Source organism: uncultured Bacteroides sp., assembly GCF_949298305.1.
GTDB lineage: Bacteria > Bacteroidota > Bacteroidia > Bacteroidales > Bacteroidaceae > Bacteroides.
The window spans coordinates 1-16,435 of record NZ_CASFWU010000016.1 but is presented as its reverse complement, the minus strand read 5'-3'; the positions used below and the strand labels follow the sequence as shown (position 1 = coordinate 16,435).

Sequence of the window (16,435 nt, the reverse complement as noted above, 5' to 3'; positions counted from 1 at the left end):
CCTCTTTCATGGGCTTACTGGCACAGGCACAAGAAAGCACAGTACAGTCGGTCACGTCGCCCGACGGAAACCTGACCCTCCGTTTCGAACTGGCCGAAGGAGGAGCGCCCCGCTATTCGTTGCAATATAAAGGCAAGGATGTGGTCAAACCCAGCGGGATGGGCTTCCGGCTGAAGGACGGCACGGCCCTGGTAGATTATTTCAGGCTGGTGAAAGCATCCCAAAGCGAGAAAGACGAGACGTGGAAACCCGTGTGGGGCGAAGAGAACGAAATACGCGACCATCACAAAGAGCTGCTGGTGGAACTGGAGCAAACCTCTTCCAAGCGGCTGATGAACATCCGTTTCCGTGTATTCGACCACGCCTTGGGCTTCCGTTACGAGTTTCCGCAACAGCGTAACCTGAGCTACTTCGTCATTACCGACGAATGTACGCAGTTTGCCATGACCGGCGACCACACCGCCTGGTGGATTCCCGGTGACTATGACACGCAGGAGTATGACTACACACGCAGCCGCCTGAGCGAGATACGCGGCCTGATGACCGGGTCCATCACCGGCAACCTGTCGCAAACCAGCTTCTCGCCCACCGGCGTACAGACGGCCCTGATGCTGAAGAGCGACGACGGCCTGTACATCAACCTGCACGAAGCCGCTCTGGTGGACTATCCGTGCATGCACCTCGACCTGGACGACAAGAACTTTGTCTTTACCTCCTGGCTTACGCCCTACCCCAACGGCGACAAGGCTTACATGCAATCGGCCTGCCGCACGCCTTGGCGTACGGTCATTGTCAGCGACGACGCCCGCGACATCCTCGCTTCGCGCGTCACGCTGAACCTGAACGAGCCCTGCAAGCTGGAAGATACATCCTGGATAAAGCCCTGCAAGTACATGGGCGTCTGGTGGGAAATGATTACCGGCAAGAGCGAGTGGAGCTACACTTACGATGCGCCCAACATCCACTTGGGCCAGACAGACTATACCAAACTGAAACCCCACGGACGCCATGGCGCCACAACCGAAAACGTGAAGCGGTACATTGATTTCGCGTCAAAACACGGCTTCGACGCCCTGTTGGTGGAAGGATGGAACATCGGTTGGGAAGACTGGTTCGGCAACGCCAAGGACGAAGTGTTCGACTTTGTGACGCCGTATCCCGATTTCGACCTTCCGGGCATCCGCGACTATGCCAAGCAGAAAGGCATCAAGATGATTATGCACCACGAGACGTCTTCTTCCATCCGCAACTACGAGCGCCGCATGGACGAGGCCTACCGCTTTATGAAAGAAAACGGCTACGACGCCGTGAAGAGCGGCTATGTGGGCAACATCATTCCTCCCGGACAGAACCACTACAACCAATGGCACGTGAACCACTACCTGTATGCCGTGAAGAAAGCGGCCGAATACAAGATTATGGTCAACGCCCACGAAGCCGTGCGCCCCACCGGCTTGTGCCGCACTTATCCCAACCTTATCGGCAACGAGTCGGCGCGCGGTTCAGAGTATCAGGCTTTCGGAGGCAGCAAGCCCGGCCACACGGCCATCCTGCCCTTCACACGACTGATAGGCGGCCCCATGGACTACACCCCCGGCCTGTTTGAAAACGACATAAAGAAGTACAACCCCAACAACTCTTCGTGGGTGAAAACAACGTTGTGCAACCAGCTCTCGCTGTACGTCAGCATGTCGAGCCCGTTGCAGATGGCAGCCGACCTCCCCGAAACCTACGAACGGTTTATGGATGCCTTCCAGTTCATCAAGGACGTGGAGGTGGATTGGGACCAAAGCTGGTATCTGGAGGCCGAGCCGATGGAGTATGTCACCGTGGCGCGCAAGGCCAAAGGGAAAGACCTGTGGTTTGTGGGCGGCACCAACGGCGAGCAGCCCCGCACTTCGGTGGTCAGCCTGGACTTCCTGCCTGCGGGCAAGTACGAGGCCACCATCTACCAGGACGGCAAGGATGCCCATTATATGGAGAACCCCCAAAGCTATGTCATCAGCACCAAGAAGGTGACTCCCAAAACCAAACTGAAAATCCGGACGGCGGCCGGTGGCGGATATGCCGTCAGCATACGGCCGCTATAACCTTCGTTCCCTTTGGGGAGCAGCCGTCCTCGTTGCGGTCAAGGGCCTGTATCCCTCCTTGTCGGCGCGAGTGAAGGCAGACAGTTTGTGAGGCAGATTGTACGACTGGTTGTTTTCAGCCGGCCTGATATCCTTATTATACCGGATGGTTTGTGAAACATCTCTTTTTGTCTGAAAGCGGAAAGAATGTTTTTCAAACCATCCGGTTGTTTTTGTGATTCTTGCGGGGTAAGGAACTTTTCAATATCTCTTGTCTGGTTGGATTAGTGTTTGTTTGAGTTTCCCAAGTTGGTTAATGGGCGTAGCGGGGATTCTGGAGTTAAGCCATACCTTTTGTGGAAGGGGCCGGACACGCGCCAAGGCCGTCGGCCATGTCTTTTCAGTTGGGTTTGGAGGGCAAATACTCCCTTTGGGCTTTTTAATTTCTGCAAGCTCTGTATTCGTGAATTGAATATTGACAAAGTTTGGCGTAAGTATTTAAGATTGTCTTCCTCATTGGATAGAATGCGCTGTATGCCGGTTGGTGTGTACGATGGAGTGGGAGGTCAGGAAGTAAATGTAGAAGGATGCTTCCATTTTTCTCTTTGTTTGATTGTTGTGGAATACGGGCAATCAAACATTTTTTTTACCAGTTTAATCGCTATTTTTACCCGAATAATCCTTGGCGCTTTTCTTTTAGGACAGAACCGCATAAAAACGTTTTTTTACAATTCAGCCGTTTGTCTTAAATTTGTATCCAGTGAATTGGTAAACGGCGTAGCAGGGGAGAATTTTCCCTTTGCGGGTTCCTGCGCTGTAATTTGTCATTGAACCGTGGCTTGGAAAGAACCCTCCGGAGCTGATAATACAAATAACGCGTATGAAAACTTTGAGGTATTTCTCTTTTTTCCTGTTTGCTCTGGTTTTGGGAGCAGGTGTTGCATCATGTAGCGATGATGAAAGTATAGATTCTTCGGCTCTTGTCGGAAGATGGGAAGCAATTTGGATTGAAGGACATGAATATTATTTCGACAATCCTGAATACAACGAAGAATGGAATGAAGCTTGCAGTGGCGATATTATTGAACTTAAAAGTGACGGTACCGGATATAGTGCTGATAATGAGGTTTTCCACTGGAAGCTGGAAGGCAATAAATTGAAAGTCTCTTTTGGCGGTGAATACTATGGCGACATGGCTACTGTGCTGAAGGTAACTTCTTCTGAACTGGTGCTTGAATACTATGAGAAGGATGAAGAATATGAATATTATGAGAAGATGACTTGTAAGAAGATAGGATAGGGCTAGATAGAATGAATCAATAAGGAGAGGGTATCAGTCGGTATCCTCTTTTTTTTGCTCAGCCTTCTCCTTTCCCACTTTTCTGGGAACGTATTAGCCTGAAACCGTATGGCTATATTCCCTGGCTCGGAACACAGATTCGGATTTAATCCAGATTTTGGATTTGCCGAAACGTGGGCCATGTCATCTTTATCGTACTGATTGTGAATCCCCTCATTTTACATTTTGACACTTTGACTTTTCAGATGCCTGAGAATTCGTTATTTCGGCCTTCCGTCCGGCTTGCTCGTAAAAACGGAAACGAAAACAGGTAATCGCGTGTGTGATAGGTGAATAGCGAAATCTTTACATCTGAAAGAGAGGAATAAGCGCCCCACGAGGAAAGAAAATACCCGTTTTGCAACTCGCAAAAGCCACATTGGAGGCGCCAGCTAACCTTCCGGGAGGCCGGAACAAGGCTTTTTAGCACTTCGCACAAGCATTTTGCTCACTTTTCACAAGCATTCTGCACATTCCGGACAAGCATTCTGCGCGGACGGAACAAGCTCGGTGGACGGACGGAGCTTGCCTGGTGGTCGCCTCGGACATCCCGAAGGGGCTTCTCCGGTCTCTGTTTTGCACATTTTTCAGAAAGTCCGTGTCAGCGGAATTCCGCTTGGACTGACTTTTGGCAAGCATTTTCTTCGATATTCTGACAAACTGAAAATATGCGTATGGCTCGCCGGCTCCAATTGGCGTTTTATCTTGTTGTCTGTAACACAGAAGAATGTATGCACACAGTCGTGGTGAGGCTCAATTCCGAAAAACTATATGCTTGCGCCTCCAGGTATCATTGCTGGTGAAGTACTGTAATCTGGCAGAAATTCGATTGCTTATTTTGTTCAGTTCAATCATGTTTTTTGACCAGATAGCCTTGGAAACTGTCACGGATGGCAGGTAGCCTTGGAAACATCTTTTTACAATAGGAAAGTTTCTCCTAATTTTGTGTCAAGAAATCAGTTGGCGTCGTGAGAGGATATCTGTCCTTCTCAGTGGGCTCTGACGCCCTAATTTTATTATTAATCAATGGCTTGTAAGAGTCCTAAAGCCGATAATATGTATAGACTTCTATGAAAACGTTGAAGTATTTTTCTTTTTTTCTGTTTGCTCTGGTTTTGGGAGCAAGTGTTGCATCGTGCAGCGATGACGATGAGAGTGTCGATTCTTCGGCCATAGTTGGTTTGTGGGAGGTGACTTGGACAGAAGGTTATGAATATGATTCTGAGAATCCTGAATATAATGATGAATGGAGTGAGGCATTAAATGGCATAAAGTTCAAGTTCAATAGCGATGGTACAGGGTATGAGGGAGATGAAAGTGATACGTTTACATGGAGTTTGGAAGGAAATCGTTTGACTATTCAAGGAGGTTATTATACAGAGGTTTCTACTGTCTTGAAGCTGACATCCTCGGAATTGGTGCTTGAGTATTATGATGAAGATGACTCTTATAAATATTATGAGAAGTTGACTTTTAAAAGAGTGGGGTAAGCAGATTGAAAAAATGAATGTGGAAAAAGGATGCCGGTCGGTGTCCTTTTTTTGATTCTAACCCCTATCTTTGTATTCCGAAACCAGAATGCCTGACAGATGTTACTTCCTTATATGAATCCGGATTTGACGGAGGCCGGTTGCGACGAAGCAGGCCGCGGCTGCCTGGCGGGGGCTGTCTATGCCGCGGCCGTCATCCTGCCCAAAGACTTCCGTAACGAACTGCTGAACGACTCCAAGCAACTGACCGAACGCCAGCGCTATGCCCTGCGTGAGGTCATCCAGCGGGAAGCTTTGGCGTGGGCCGTGGGCGTGGTTTCGCCGCAGGAGATAGACCAGATCAATATCCTCAACGCTTCTTTCCTGGCCATGCACCGCGCCATCGGCCAACTAAAGCTGCGCCCTCAGCATCTGCTCATCGACGGCAACCGTTTCCGGAAGTACCCTGATATTCCTCATACTACGGTAGTGAAGGGCGACGGCAAGTACCTCTCCATCGCCGCCGCTTCCATCCTGGCCAAAACTTACCGCGACGACTACATGAACCGCCTGCACGAAGAATATCCAGATTACGAATGGGACAAGAATAAAGGCTATCCCACCCGGAAGCATCGCGCGGCCATTGCCGAGCATGGCACCACGCCTTATCATCGGTTGACGTTCAATCTGCTGGGTGATGGCCAGCTCTCGCTAAATTTCTGACCCTGCGCCCAGCCTCCGGACATTTCACGCAAGCCTTCCAAGGGTTGCATGACCTCCCCGGCGCTCACTTGCCCAGACAGCAACAGGCACCTGCACAGCCGGCCGGCCCCATCCGGCCGGCGAGGGAAAGCCGCTGCACATTGTTTTATCCGGCAGAGGCAGAGAGATTCTTCTCTAACGTTTCCATCCGCCTGCACAGCATTTCAATGACGCGGCTGTTGTTCCTCACCATTTCGTACAGGTCATCCATCTCGTCCCCCGATGTCCTGCCGTCTTCACCGCTGAGCGTTTTGAAGAGAGCCAGCGGAGTCAGTTCCATGATTTCGGCAATTCTGTACAGACGGGTCAGCGTCAGGTCGGTCTCACCATATTCAATCTTGCAATAGGCACTGGTCGAAAGATTCAGCTCCTCGCCCATCTGCTCCTGTGTCAGATTCTTTTGCAAGCGTATCATTTGCAGCCTTTGCCCGATAGTTTTGCTTAAATTGTTCTTCATATCCCGTATTTCGGTGTATAGTATCCGTTTTTTGGGCAAATATAACAAAGATTGTGTATATACGCTATGTTAACAAACCCTTATCTTTGTGAATGAAAATAATACTCATCGAAACCGGTTAATGTGAAGCGACAGGAGAGTGATAAATTTCACTCCGAGATCAACGGACGCACTCTTTAGAAAAGGTGCACATTTTGAATCCTTTGGGAAGAGATTACAATTAAATATTAACAACGAAACAGTGGTTTTACACTTCTGCTTCACATTTAACAATTACAATTATTATGAGAAAGATTTTATTGAATGTTAAAGCAATGATGTTGCTTTTGATTTGTACTTTCTGTACAGTATCTGTTTATGCCCAGGATGTGGTAACTGAAGACAAAGGCAAGCCCAATGTTTATATCGATTATTTCTGGCGTCCCAAAGAAATTCCTTTCAGTTGGGTTGAAGCCCTCCGTAGCAGTGTGATTGAGGGCATTAATGCAACAAACCGTGTGGAGTTGACTGACGTTGATTCAAAATCGGCTTTGGCCGTAGAAAAGGCACGCCGTGAGTCAGGTGAAGTCGTTGCCGGAGACGATATGGAACGTATGAAAGTAATGACTTCCGAAGGAGCCAACTTCCTGATTCAAGGCCGTGTGTCAACTTTTGAGACAAGCATCTACACAAGCGATGACGGAAAGAAATATTGGCAGGCTACTTGCTCTTATACATTGAAGGTCATCAATCCCGCAGACGGAAAGCTGGTCGCTACCAAGACATTCAAACACGGAGATGGCATCACAAACAGCATCTTGGAAGATACGGAAGATGCAGCCGTTGCTAAGCTGTGTTCTCAGGCAATAAAGACTGTTCGTGAACTTGTGGATGCCGCATTCAAGATGCAGGGCGTTATTCTTGAAATTGCCGAGGAGAAAAAAGACAAGGCTGAAAAAGTATATATCAGCCTGGGTTCCAAGCATGGTGTAGCCGAAGGCGCATATTTCAGCGCATGCATTGAACGACAGATTGCAGGCAGAACTTCACAGAAAGAAATCGGTCAGCTCAAGGCTGAGAGTGTCGAAGGAGAAGACATCACATTGTGTGAAGTGAAGAAAGGCGAGAAGGAAATCAAGGCTGCCATTGACGGTGGACAGACTGTTGTGGTTAAGACCATGCAGAAGCCCAAGAGCTTCTTGGACAAAGCAGGCGGTGCTTTGAATAGCTTGTAATTTGAAATCTGTTTAAAACAATAAAACATGAAACATTGTTGGATGTTTTTATTAGGAATAGTTCTGTGCGCACAAGTGTGTGCACAGAACTATTCTGATAATGTGACGTTGGTTCAGGAGAATGGAAACAATGTGACCCTTCTGTCTACAGGTACGGGCGAAAAGAAAAAGGATGCGGTTGAACATGCCACAAAATCGGCCTTCAATGCGTTGTTCCATTCGGGAGTACCCGAGTTGAAGAACGGTGTGCCCATGGTGGCTGTAGCCCGGAAGGACTTTGACTATCGTTTCTTCTCCGAAGCACGCTACATCAATCATTTGGCAGGCGAAGTGGAAACCGTTGATACGGACAAGATTTCCGGACGCTATCTGGCGACGGTACGTGTCACCATCAACCTGAAATCACTTAGTGCGGAATTAAAGCGCAACGAGTTATCACTCAGCCCGGGATGGTCTGATGCCAAGGCGGCAAACGCTACCGCGGCATTGAATCCCACTATTGTTATTGTACCCTACACAACTGCTGCCGACGGCTACAGCTTTGAAGCCATGCTCAAGAAGGTGGAAGGCAGCCGCTTGAACCGCTACGTCATTGACCGCCTTGCCGAAGAGTTCCAGCATCATGGCTACAAAACCCGCGATTTCATCAGCCAGTTGCAGAACTCCATGAACACTTCTCTGCTGCGGATGGACACACAGACGGACGACGCCACCATGTTGGTACAGCAGCTTCCGGGCGATATTGTGGTGACGGCAGAAGTGGTGGTGAATACCGATGCAGGCAACAACAGCGAATGTACGTTGAACCTGCGTGCCCTTGAAAAACAGACTAACGGCCGGCTCGCCACAGTTCCTTTCTCAAGCGGAAAGTACATGACTACCGATTCACTGAAGCTGGCAGACCATGCCATCAAGAAGATTCAAGACGATTTCTTCGCTCAATTGCAGGCTTCTTTCGAAGATATGATCAAGAAAGGGCGTGAAGTGTTTGTGGAAATCGGCCTTTCGCAATCTGTCTCAGACTGGGATTTTGAACAGGATTCTCCGGCTACAGGCGACTATTTCAAAGACGCGCTGGATGAATGGCTCCGCGAGCATGCCTTCCAGGGGGTGTACGACATGAGCAACAGCACGGATAAATTCGTCAACATCCGTTTGAACATTCCTCTTTGGAACATGGAGAAGAACCGCTCCTATACGCTCTCAAACTTTGGCAGCGATATGCGCAAGTTCTTCAAGGAACAGCTGGGAGATGACTACAAGGCTTCCACAACAGCAATGGGACAGAAGCTGGTGGTTACCATTGAGTAAAAGAGAATGTATTTAGTATAAACCCTTTAAACAGATGCAGAAATGAAAAGACTGTTGTTTTTATTACTGGCGTGCGTGTGCGGCCTGGGAGCTTTTGCACAAGGCGAAATCCAGTTTACCATCTTGAAGTCTGCGCAGGAAGAGTTACCGCCAAGTGTGGTCGAAGCACTCGACTTGAGGCTGAAGCAGATATTTAACCGCAACAGTGCGGCTTCGGCCAACGGTTACAATGTATTTGCCATAGAGCCTGTGTTCGAGTTGTCCGACGTGATGACCACGGCAGGCATGATGCAGGAAGTTTCCGTTGTCAAAGGGGAACTGACACTGATTGCAAAGAACCTGGTGGATGGCACCATGTATTATAGCATGATTATTCCTGTAAAGGGGAATGGCGTTGGCGGCGAAGAAAAGGCCATGAAGAATATGATTGGCAACATCAAGGCCACCAACACAGCTTTCACCCGTTTCATCCGCACTACCCGTGAAAAGATTCAGGACTATTACGCTGCAAACTGTGCCATAATCCTGCAAAAAGCACAGGGGCTTTTCGACCAGAAGAAGTACCAGGAAGCCATGAACTATCTGTCCGCCATCTCTGAAACACTGCCTTGCTACGAACAGGCCGCCGTATTGCTGAAGGAACTGTACAACTATGTTCCTTCCGAACCCGATACGGTGATTGTAGAGCGGGTGGTGGAAAAGCCGGTGGAAGTGGAGAAGATTGTGGAAGTGGAAAAAATCGTTGAAAAACCGGTGGTAGTGGAGAAAGTCGTAGAAAAGCCGGTGGTTGTAGAGAAGCCGGTCATCGTAGAAAAGCCGGTAGAACAGCCTGCGCCGCAGGAAACTCCGAAGCTGGACTATTCAATCTCCATATCGGCCAATGACTTGGAAGTTAAGGTGCTGAAATGCTTCGGCAATGTGACACAACGGCGCATCACCATTCAACTGGAGGTGCTGAACCACAACGACCGAATCTTGAACGGACAGGTCAGCTTTAATTCTGCCTTTACGCTTGACGGCGAAGAATGCGACAATAAGAAGTCACTGACCGACGCCAGATGGTGGGCCAATACCAAAATGCCTTCGCAGGTCAAGATCAAGCAGGACTATTTCGTGCTGGATGTAACGAAGAAGATTCCCGGCTTCAGCTATCTGGAGTTTGAAATCAGAGATGCCAAAGTAATCATCCGCAATCTGCCTGTTGAGTGGTAATCTAATATTTGTTGGCTATGAAACGATTGACAATCCTGATTTGTGCCTTGTCGCTTGCTTTGGCGGCCGGGGCACAGACTAAAGTGATAGAGAAGAGTTCCAAGAAGGCTCCTGCATGGATGAATACGGTCGTAGACGATTATATGGTGGTGAGTGTCACTGCCAATTCGCTGGCCGAGGCACAGACCAAGGCTTTGAACGAGATAACCGAACGCATCATCCAGTCGGTGGCAAGTCATGTCATGGTAACCTCGAACAGCGAAATGTCCGAAGTGAACGTGAACGGCAACATCGACTCCCGGGAGGCCTTCAGCCGCGCGTCCAAGATAAAGTCGGCCAATCTGCCCTTCCTGAAGGGCATTTCCGAAACCAAGATAGAGGAAATCTACTGGCAGAAGGTACAGGACAAGGCCACCAAGAAGGAGTATTACGAGTATTCCGTAAAATATCCCTTCTCGCAGGCTGAACAGAATGCGCTGGTGAAACAGTTCGAGGAATTGGACGCCGAAAAGGTGGCCCAGTACGAAGCATTGGAGCAGAAAATCAACGAGATAGAATCTGTGGAAGAGATTGGCAGCAGCATCACCCAGCTCGATGCGCTGATAGAGTATTTCTTCGACGAGGTCCGTCTGAAGCAGGCCCAAGGCTTGCAGAAGCGCTACAAGCAGTTGTACGATGCCATCACCGTGACAGGTACTTTCCTCGAAGAAGGGAAATACCAGTGCCAGGTGCTGCTGGAGGGGAACCCCGTACGGGTGTCTGTCAAGCCGAAAGTCACTTCCAACTGCGCCGGACAGCTGAGTGTGCGTCCTTCGGACGGAACGTTCCTCATCACGTACGACGCCATCGACTGCCTGCCCGAAGAGGAGAACTTCCTGGACATCCAATTCCGCATCAACGGAAAGAAGATGGAGCACAAGGCTTACCTGACCGAAGCGGGAGGAGCAGGCACATCGGCCTTCTCCGTAGTGCCCGAAGGCAAGCTGATTCTGACAGCCGACTCGGTAGTGGCCGCCCAGCGGAAGGTTTACAACATCAACATCCGCCTGACGCTGAACAACCGCGGAGGAACGGCTTTCGGCCTGAAGGCCATCGAGCTTCATGTGCCCGATTTCTCGGCTCCGATTGTGTTCGACGACATCGACGGAGTGTACAAGACCAAGGGCGTGCTGCAAATCAAGGCCCGTGCCGAGGGTGAGTTCACCGCCCTGCAGCAGAAGAAGTCGGCCTTGTCCTTTGTGCAAGGCTCCATCACGTTGGTCAATCCCACGACCGGTGCCGTAGAGCGCACCCGGCTTTCCCTGCCATACGTGACAAATTGGGAATAAGAAAAGAGTATTCATTAATTTAATAATTGGAAGATTATGAAAAAGAGTTTGATGTATGTGATGCTTGTCTTCGCCGTATTGTTCGGCGCGGTGGCATCGGCCAGCGCCCAGTCCAAGGCGTTGGAAAAAGATGTGAAGAAGAGAGTAAAGGAACTGAAGAAGGAAGGTTGGACTTTGCAGGCCAGTGCCTCAACGCTGGACTATGCCCTGCTGAAGTACCGCATGTATATGGAGGAGGACGAGGAAAACCGCATCGCCCTGACGGGTATCGCCACCGGAAAGAACGTGAAGATTGGCCGTGAGAACGCCATCGTGAACGGCATCACCAGCTATGCAGGCCGTGCCAAGGCCCAGGTGGTAGGTAAGATGAAAACCATTATTTCTGCCGACTCTTCTACCGGCGCTTCCGAAGAGGAAATAGATAAGTTCGGCGCGGCTTACGAGTCGGGGGTCAACGCCAAGATTGGCGCGCTGGTAAAGCAACACTTCGTGCTGGTAAGAGACCTGGGCAACGGTACCAAGGAATTCAACGTATTCATGTCCATCGACGAATCGGCTGCCAAGAAGGCCCGCGAAGAAGCCGCACAGGAAGCCAAAAAGCAGGCTGCCCTGGGCAACCTGTCGCAGCAGGTGGAAGAGTTCATCGGTGAACCCGTAGAAGCTGAAGAATAAAACCAGTTGATTTATAAGGTTATGTCCTGCGGCACAAGCGCCTGCAGGCATAACCTCTTTTTTTATATACACTTTAAAATATATTGCGACCATGAAGAAGATTGGACTTTTTGCGGCGGGGCTTTTGCTCGCGCTGCCGGCTACGGCGCAAGAGAAGAAAGACGACTTCTCCAGTTTCATGGAGGAACAACTGGCTGACTTCGACAAGTTTCTGGACGATGCCAACCAGGAATTCATCAACTTCATGCGAGACCCCTGGAAGGAATTTGAGGCCGAAAAACCGGTGGAAAAACGGACGAAGCCCGAGCCCGTGAAGCCCGTTGTCTACGATGAAAAGAAGGCCCCCAAGGACGAAAAGCCCGTGTGCCTCACCATCGAGGAGATTCTTGACCTGTCCACCGAGGAAGGCAAGCAGAAACCCGTGGTGAAAGTAAACGATGTGGAAGACATCACCTTCGACGAGCCTACGGTCATCGTGAAGAAGAAAAAGAAACCGACAGTGATTGTGGTCGAGGAGAAGCCCGGAAAGAAACCGGCGGTGGAACCCGAAAAGAAACCCGTGGCCGAAGAGAAACCCGTGGTACAGCCTGAAAAGAAACCCGTGGCCGAGGAGAAGCCGGTGGCGCAGCCCGTGAAGAAACCCGTGGCCGAGGAAAAGCCGGCAGTCCAGCCCGAGAAGAAACCCGTGGTGGAAGTGGAACCTGTGGAGCAGAAGCCCGCGAAGGAACCCGAACGCCCCGTGGAGGTGAAACCTGCGCCGGCACCCAAGCCCGTCACTCCCGCCGCAAAGCCGGCCCGGAAAGAGCCCCTCTATGCCGGAGGAGCAGACCGAAGCAAGATTGTCTACGGCACGCAGGCCTACTACCTGCCCAACGGACTGAAAGGGAAATGCCGCTTGAACAGCCTGAAGGAGAACGATGTGGCCGACGCCTACGAGGGCATGTACGCCACCGACTACAAGAACCTGCTGAAGGACTGCCGCCAGATAGCTTCCGACCTGTCGCTGAACGACTGGGGCGTGTTCACCCTGCTGCGCACGGTGGCCGACGCCTATTGCTCCAACGCCAACGAAAGCGTGGTGATGCAGCAGTTCCTGCTCAACGAGATGGGCTACAAGGCCAAGATGGCCCGCAAGGCCGACGAAAACAAGATGCTGCTCTTTGTGGCCACCGACTGCCAGATATACGGACATCCGTACATGCAACAGGGCGGACTGACCTACTACAACATCAACGGCAACCAGCCCTGCGCCTTCTACATGTGCCAGAAGGATGCTCCGAGCGCCAAGAACAGCCTTCAGATGGCCCTTCAGGAAGCGCCCGCCTTCGAGGGAGCGACAGCTTCCTCCACGCATCAGGCCAAGGGCAGCGCGGCCAAAGTGACGGTCGAAGTACCGAAGGCGCTGATGGATTTCTACAAGAGCTATCCGCAGTGTGACTACAGCGTCTATGTCAATGCGCCTGTCAACGAGGAAGTGGCCCATACGTTGCTCTCTTCGCTGGCTCCCCTCGTGAAGGGAAAGAGCGAGGCCGATGCGGCCAACCTCCTGATAAACTTCGTGCAGACGGGCTTCCAGTATGCCACGGACGGCGACCAATTCGGCTACGAGAAACCTTTCTTTGTCGAAGAACTGTTCTACTACCCCTATTGCGACTGCGAGGACCGTTCCATTCTCTACTCCTACCTGGTGCGCAACCTGCTGGGCCTCGACGTGGTGCTGCTCGACTATCCCGACCACATCGCCACAGCCGTGCGCTTCAACAGCAACGTGGGCGGCGACTACCTGATGGTGGGCGGACAGAAGTACACCGTATGCGACCCCACCTACATCGGCGCTTCCATCGGCATGACGATGCCTGTCTACAAGACGGTGGCCGCCAAGGTGTTGAAGTATTGATCCAGGAGGTGTATCAAAATTAAGTGATGGTATCTGACTCCCCTCCTTCAGGAAGGAGGGGTGCCCAACGGGCGGGGTGGTAGGTCTTACGACATCTTGTATATCAACACCTTATGTTTCCACCTACCACTTCCCCCTTCGGGTACTCCTCCTTCCTGAAGGAGGAGAGTTTCAGATACCTTTGTTTTGACACACCCTCTTGCAGGAGTTGGAGGGGGCTTCTTTTCTCCTTGCGGCTTCATTGCTTTGTCATCCCGCCTGTCGGGAAATCACCCCGAGTTATTCCGTATTGCTTGTGAATTCCTCTCTTTACATTTTGACACTTTGACTTTCCTGATGCCTGAGAATCCGTTTTTTTCGGCCTTCCGTCCGGCTTGCACGGAAAAACGGAAGTGAAAACCTGTAACCGTTTGCATGGCAGGTGGATAGCGAAATCCTTACATTTGAAAGAGAGAAAAAAGTGGTCTCCGGGGGCGGGAAATGCACACTTCCCGGCTTCCGGAAGCCACTTTGAAGGAGCCGGCTACCCTTCCGGGAGGTCGTAACAAGGCTTTTTGGCGCTCCGTACAAGCATTTTGCCCGCTCCGTACAAGCATTCTGCCCGCTCCGCACAAGCAATCTGCGAGGACGGAGCAAGCACGGTGGACGGACGGAGCTTGCACGGCGGCCGCTTCCGGCAGCCCGAAAGTGCTTTTCCGGCCTCTATTTCGAGTTTTTTGCAGAAAGCTTGTGTCGGCAAAATCTTGCATATCCGAACTTTTTGCAAGTTTTTTACGCCTTATCCGTACTCGGCTGGCATACCCCTCCGGACAGGAAAACTACACACAGGGATGCACTCGATCTTGTCTTTCCGCCATACAAAGTCGGATGAAGAAGCAACGCCTCTCACAAGGGTTCCGCAGGGAGCCTTGATTTTCCCGCCGATTCTGGTTCAGAACCATTTAATCTACCTGAATTTTAATCTGCAGGGTGACGGACAGCTTTCGCTGGGTTTTAAATGAAGTGCATTTTTGAGGATGAGAATTCGTTTGGAAAATTAAAGCTGGAGCTGGTTGCCAAGACTAACGCGACCAAACAAAGCGATAAGCCATGTTAGTATTGTCTTTAACACTCAAAACCTTTTTCGTCTTGTTAAATTTGGCTATTTTTGCATTCATAACAGTTACCCTTTTGATTATTGCAACAAAAAGTAATTGAATCACTCCTATGCAGCGTTTTATAATACAAATATTAAGTGTATTACTAATTATGGTAAGCTGTGTTCCATCTGTAAATGAAGGAACTGGTATTGATGCAGAAAAGCGGGAAATAGAAAAACAGGCAAAACGGATGGCTAAAGCTGATTCGCTTGATTGTTTCATCCGTCAGCATGGGAAGAACAATTATGCCCTTAGTGTCGCTTATAAAATAAAAGGAAAGGAATTGCGAGATAAGTCCCGCTTCAGGGAAGCTTTGGATGCCCATTATAAAAGTTTGGAATATGCTTTGGAGGCGCAAGACACTAACGAAATCATTCAGGCATATAATAATTTAGGCACAAACTTCAGACGTATGGGGATTTTGGATGAGGCATCGAACAACCATTATACCGCATTGCGCTATTGCGAAAACTGGAGCGATACGTTATCGGGTATAGCGAAAAAAAATAAGGTTGTTTCGCTCAACGGTATTGGCAACATTCATCTGACACTGGGCAATGCTGAAATTGCCATGCAGGCTTTCAACAAGGCACTCGAAGGAGAAAAGAAATTGGGCAGCTATTTGGGACAAGCCATCAATTATGCCAACATTGGGAGTATACTGGAAACGAAAGGAGAAACAGCAAAGGCCTACATCTATTACCAGGAATCCATGAAACTCAATCGTTTGGCTCAATCCAACTTAGGTATTGCTCTTTGCCATAATCACCTCGGACGTATGGCGGAAAAACAAAAAAAATGGAAAGAAGCTTTGGAACATTACCAAAGTTCGGGCCAACTTATGGAAGAAAATTCAGATCGGTGGCACTGGCTGGAAGCACACATTGCCATTGCACGTGTGTATTTATTGCAGAATCTGCGCGGGAAAGCCGAACCTTATATCGAAAGAAGTGAACAGGAAGCACTGAATATCCACTCACCCGAACATTTGTCTGAAATATACAGGTTGAAGTCTCTATCTTGTCAACAGGCCGGAAACTTTAAAGAAGCCATCAGCCATTACGAAAAAAGTTTAGCATATACGGATAGCGTAATGAACGAGAAAAACAAAAACAATACGCTGAACTTACAGATGAAGTATGAGAGGAATAAAGCACAGAAAACTGTCAATGTGGCTCGAAATGCTTATCGAGCAGAGCAGAAGTCCAAAAAAACAATTCTTATAGGTAGTGTGTTGTTTGCTATATTGGCTATAACTATTATTCTGCTGCTACTATATATTCAGCGCATACGTCTCCGAACTAACCGGCAACTGAAACGTACGATTCAGATGAGAAGTACTTTCTTTACCAATGTCACTCATGAATTCCGAACTCCACTTACTGTCGTCATAGGCTTAGCCGAACAGTTGAAAAAACAGGAGTTGGGGAAAAAAGATGTGGACGATTATCTGGATACCATTATCAGACAAAGCCGCAGTCTGCTCGGGCTGGTTAACCAGTTGCTTGATGCAGCCAAATCGGCTCCAGGTATGGAACAGCAGAAATGGGTGCATGCAGATATTGT

The 16,435-nt window shown here is 49.7% G+C and carries 12 protein-coding genes; 11 read left to right on the top strand and 1 reads right to left on the bottom strand.

Annotation, left to right across the window (positions count from 1 at the left end; genetic code table 11):
* Nucleotides 1-8 precede the first annotated feature (8 nt).
* The 4 genes from Q1Y74_RS03605 to Q1Y74_RS03590 all read left to right on the top strand — a co-directional run bounded on the left by Q1Y74_RS03605 (nucleotide 9) and on the right by Q1Y74_RS03590 (nucleotide 5,600).
* Nucleotides 9-2,090, top strand: coding sequence for a glycoside hydrolase family 97 protein (locus Q1Y74_RS03605; RefSeq protein ID WP_300812384.1), 2,082 nt, complete (start codon nucleotides 9-11; stop codon nucleotides 2,088-2,090).
* Between the two features lie 859 nt (nucleotides 2,091-2,949).
* Nucleotides 2,950-3,369 (top strand): lipocalin family protein, encoded by a 420-nt coding sequence (locus Q1Y74_RS03600; RefSeq protein WP_300812369.1) that lies wholly within the window; start codon nucleotides 2,950-2,952, stop codon nucleotides 3,367-3,369.
* A 1,109-nt stretch (nucleotides 3,370-4,478) separates the two neighbouring features.
* On the top strand, nucleotides 4,479-4,898 hold the full coding sequence (locus tag Q1Y74_RS03595; RefSeq protein ID WP_300812368.1) for a lipocalin family protein: 420 nt from the start codon (nucleotides 4,479-4,481) through the stop codon (nucleotides 4,896-4,898).
* Nucleotides 4,899-4,997: 99 nt separating this feature from the next.
* Nucleotides 4,998-5,600 (top strand): ribonuclease HII, encoded by a 603-nt coding sequence (locus tag Q1Y74_RS03590; protein WP_300812367.1) that lies wholly within the window; start codon nucleotides 4,998-5,000, stop codon nucleotides 5,598-5,600.
* A gap of 145 nt (nucleotides 5,601-5,745) precedes the next feature.
* Here Q1Y74_RS03590 and Q1Y74_RS03585 read toward each other — a convergent pair whose 3' ends face one another.
* Nucleotides 5,746-6,096 carry a helix-turn-helix transcriptional regulator gene (locus Q1Y74_RS03585; protein ID WP_300812366.1) on the bottom strand — a complete coding sequence of 117 codons (351 nt, stop codon included), beginning with the start codon at nucleotides 6,094-6,096 and terminating at the stop codon, nucleotides 5,746-5,748.
* A 284-nt stretch (nucleotides 6,097-6,380) separates the two neighbouring features.
* On the opposite strand from Q1Y74_RS03585, the gene Q1Y74_RS03580 reads away from it, so the two are divergent.
* The 7 genes from Q1Y74_RS03580 to Q1Y74_RS03550 form a co-directional block, all read left to right on the top strand.
* A complete protein-coding gene (locus Q1Y74_RS03580; RefSeq protein WP_300812365.1) occupies nucleotides 6,381-7,310 on the top strand; it encodes a hypothetical protein in 930 nt (309 codons plus the stop codon).
* 27 nt (nucleotides 7,311-7,337) lie between these two features.
* Nucleotides 7,338-8,621, top strand: a complete 1,284-nt coding sequence (locus Q1Y74_RS03575) for a DUF6175 family protein (protein WP_300812364.1) — start codon at nucleotides 7,338-7,340, stop codon at nucleotides 8,619-8,621.
* A 42-nt stretch (nucleotides 8,622-8,663) separates the two neighbouring features.
* A complete protein-coding gene (locus Q1Y74_RS03570; protein WP_300812363.1) occupies nucleotides 8,664-9,833 on the top strand; it encodes a hypothetical protein in 1,170 nt (389 codons plus the stop codon).
* A 17-nt stretch (nucleotides 9,834-9,850) separates the two neighbouring features.
* Nucleotides 9,851-11,161: a plethodontid receptivity factor PRF gene (locus Q1Y74_RS03565; RefSeq protein WP_300812362.1), complete on the top strand. Its 1,311-nt coding sequence runs from the start codon at nucleotides 9,851-9,853 to the stop codon at nucleotides 11,159-11,161.
* Between the two features lie 36 nt (nucleotides 11,162-11,197).
* Nucleotides 11,198-11,833 (top strand): hypothetical protein, encoded by a 636-nt coding sequence (locus Q1Y74_RS03560; RefSeq protein WP_300812361.1) that lies wholly within the window; start codon nucleotides 11,198-11,200, stop codon nucleotides 11,831-11,833.
* 91 nt (nucleotides 11,834-11,924) lie between these two features.
* Nucleotides 11,925-13,730 carry a hypothetical protein gene (locus Q1Y74_RS03555; protein ID WP_300812360.1) on the top strand — a complete coding sequence of 602 codons (1,806 nt, stop codon included), beginning with the start codon at nucleotides 11,925-11,927 and terminating at the stop codon, nucleotides 13,728-13,730.
* Nucleotides 13,731-14,936: 1,206 nt separating this feature from the next.
* Nucleotides 14,937-16,435 (top strand): histidine kinase dimerization/phospho-acceptor domain-containing protein (locus tag Q1Y74_RS03550; RefSeq protein WP_300812359.1); only part of this gene is annotated, 1,499 nt, incomplete at its 3' end.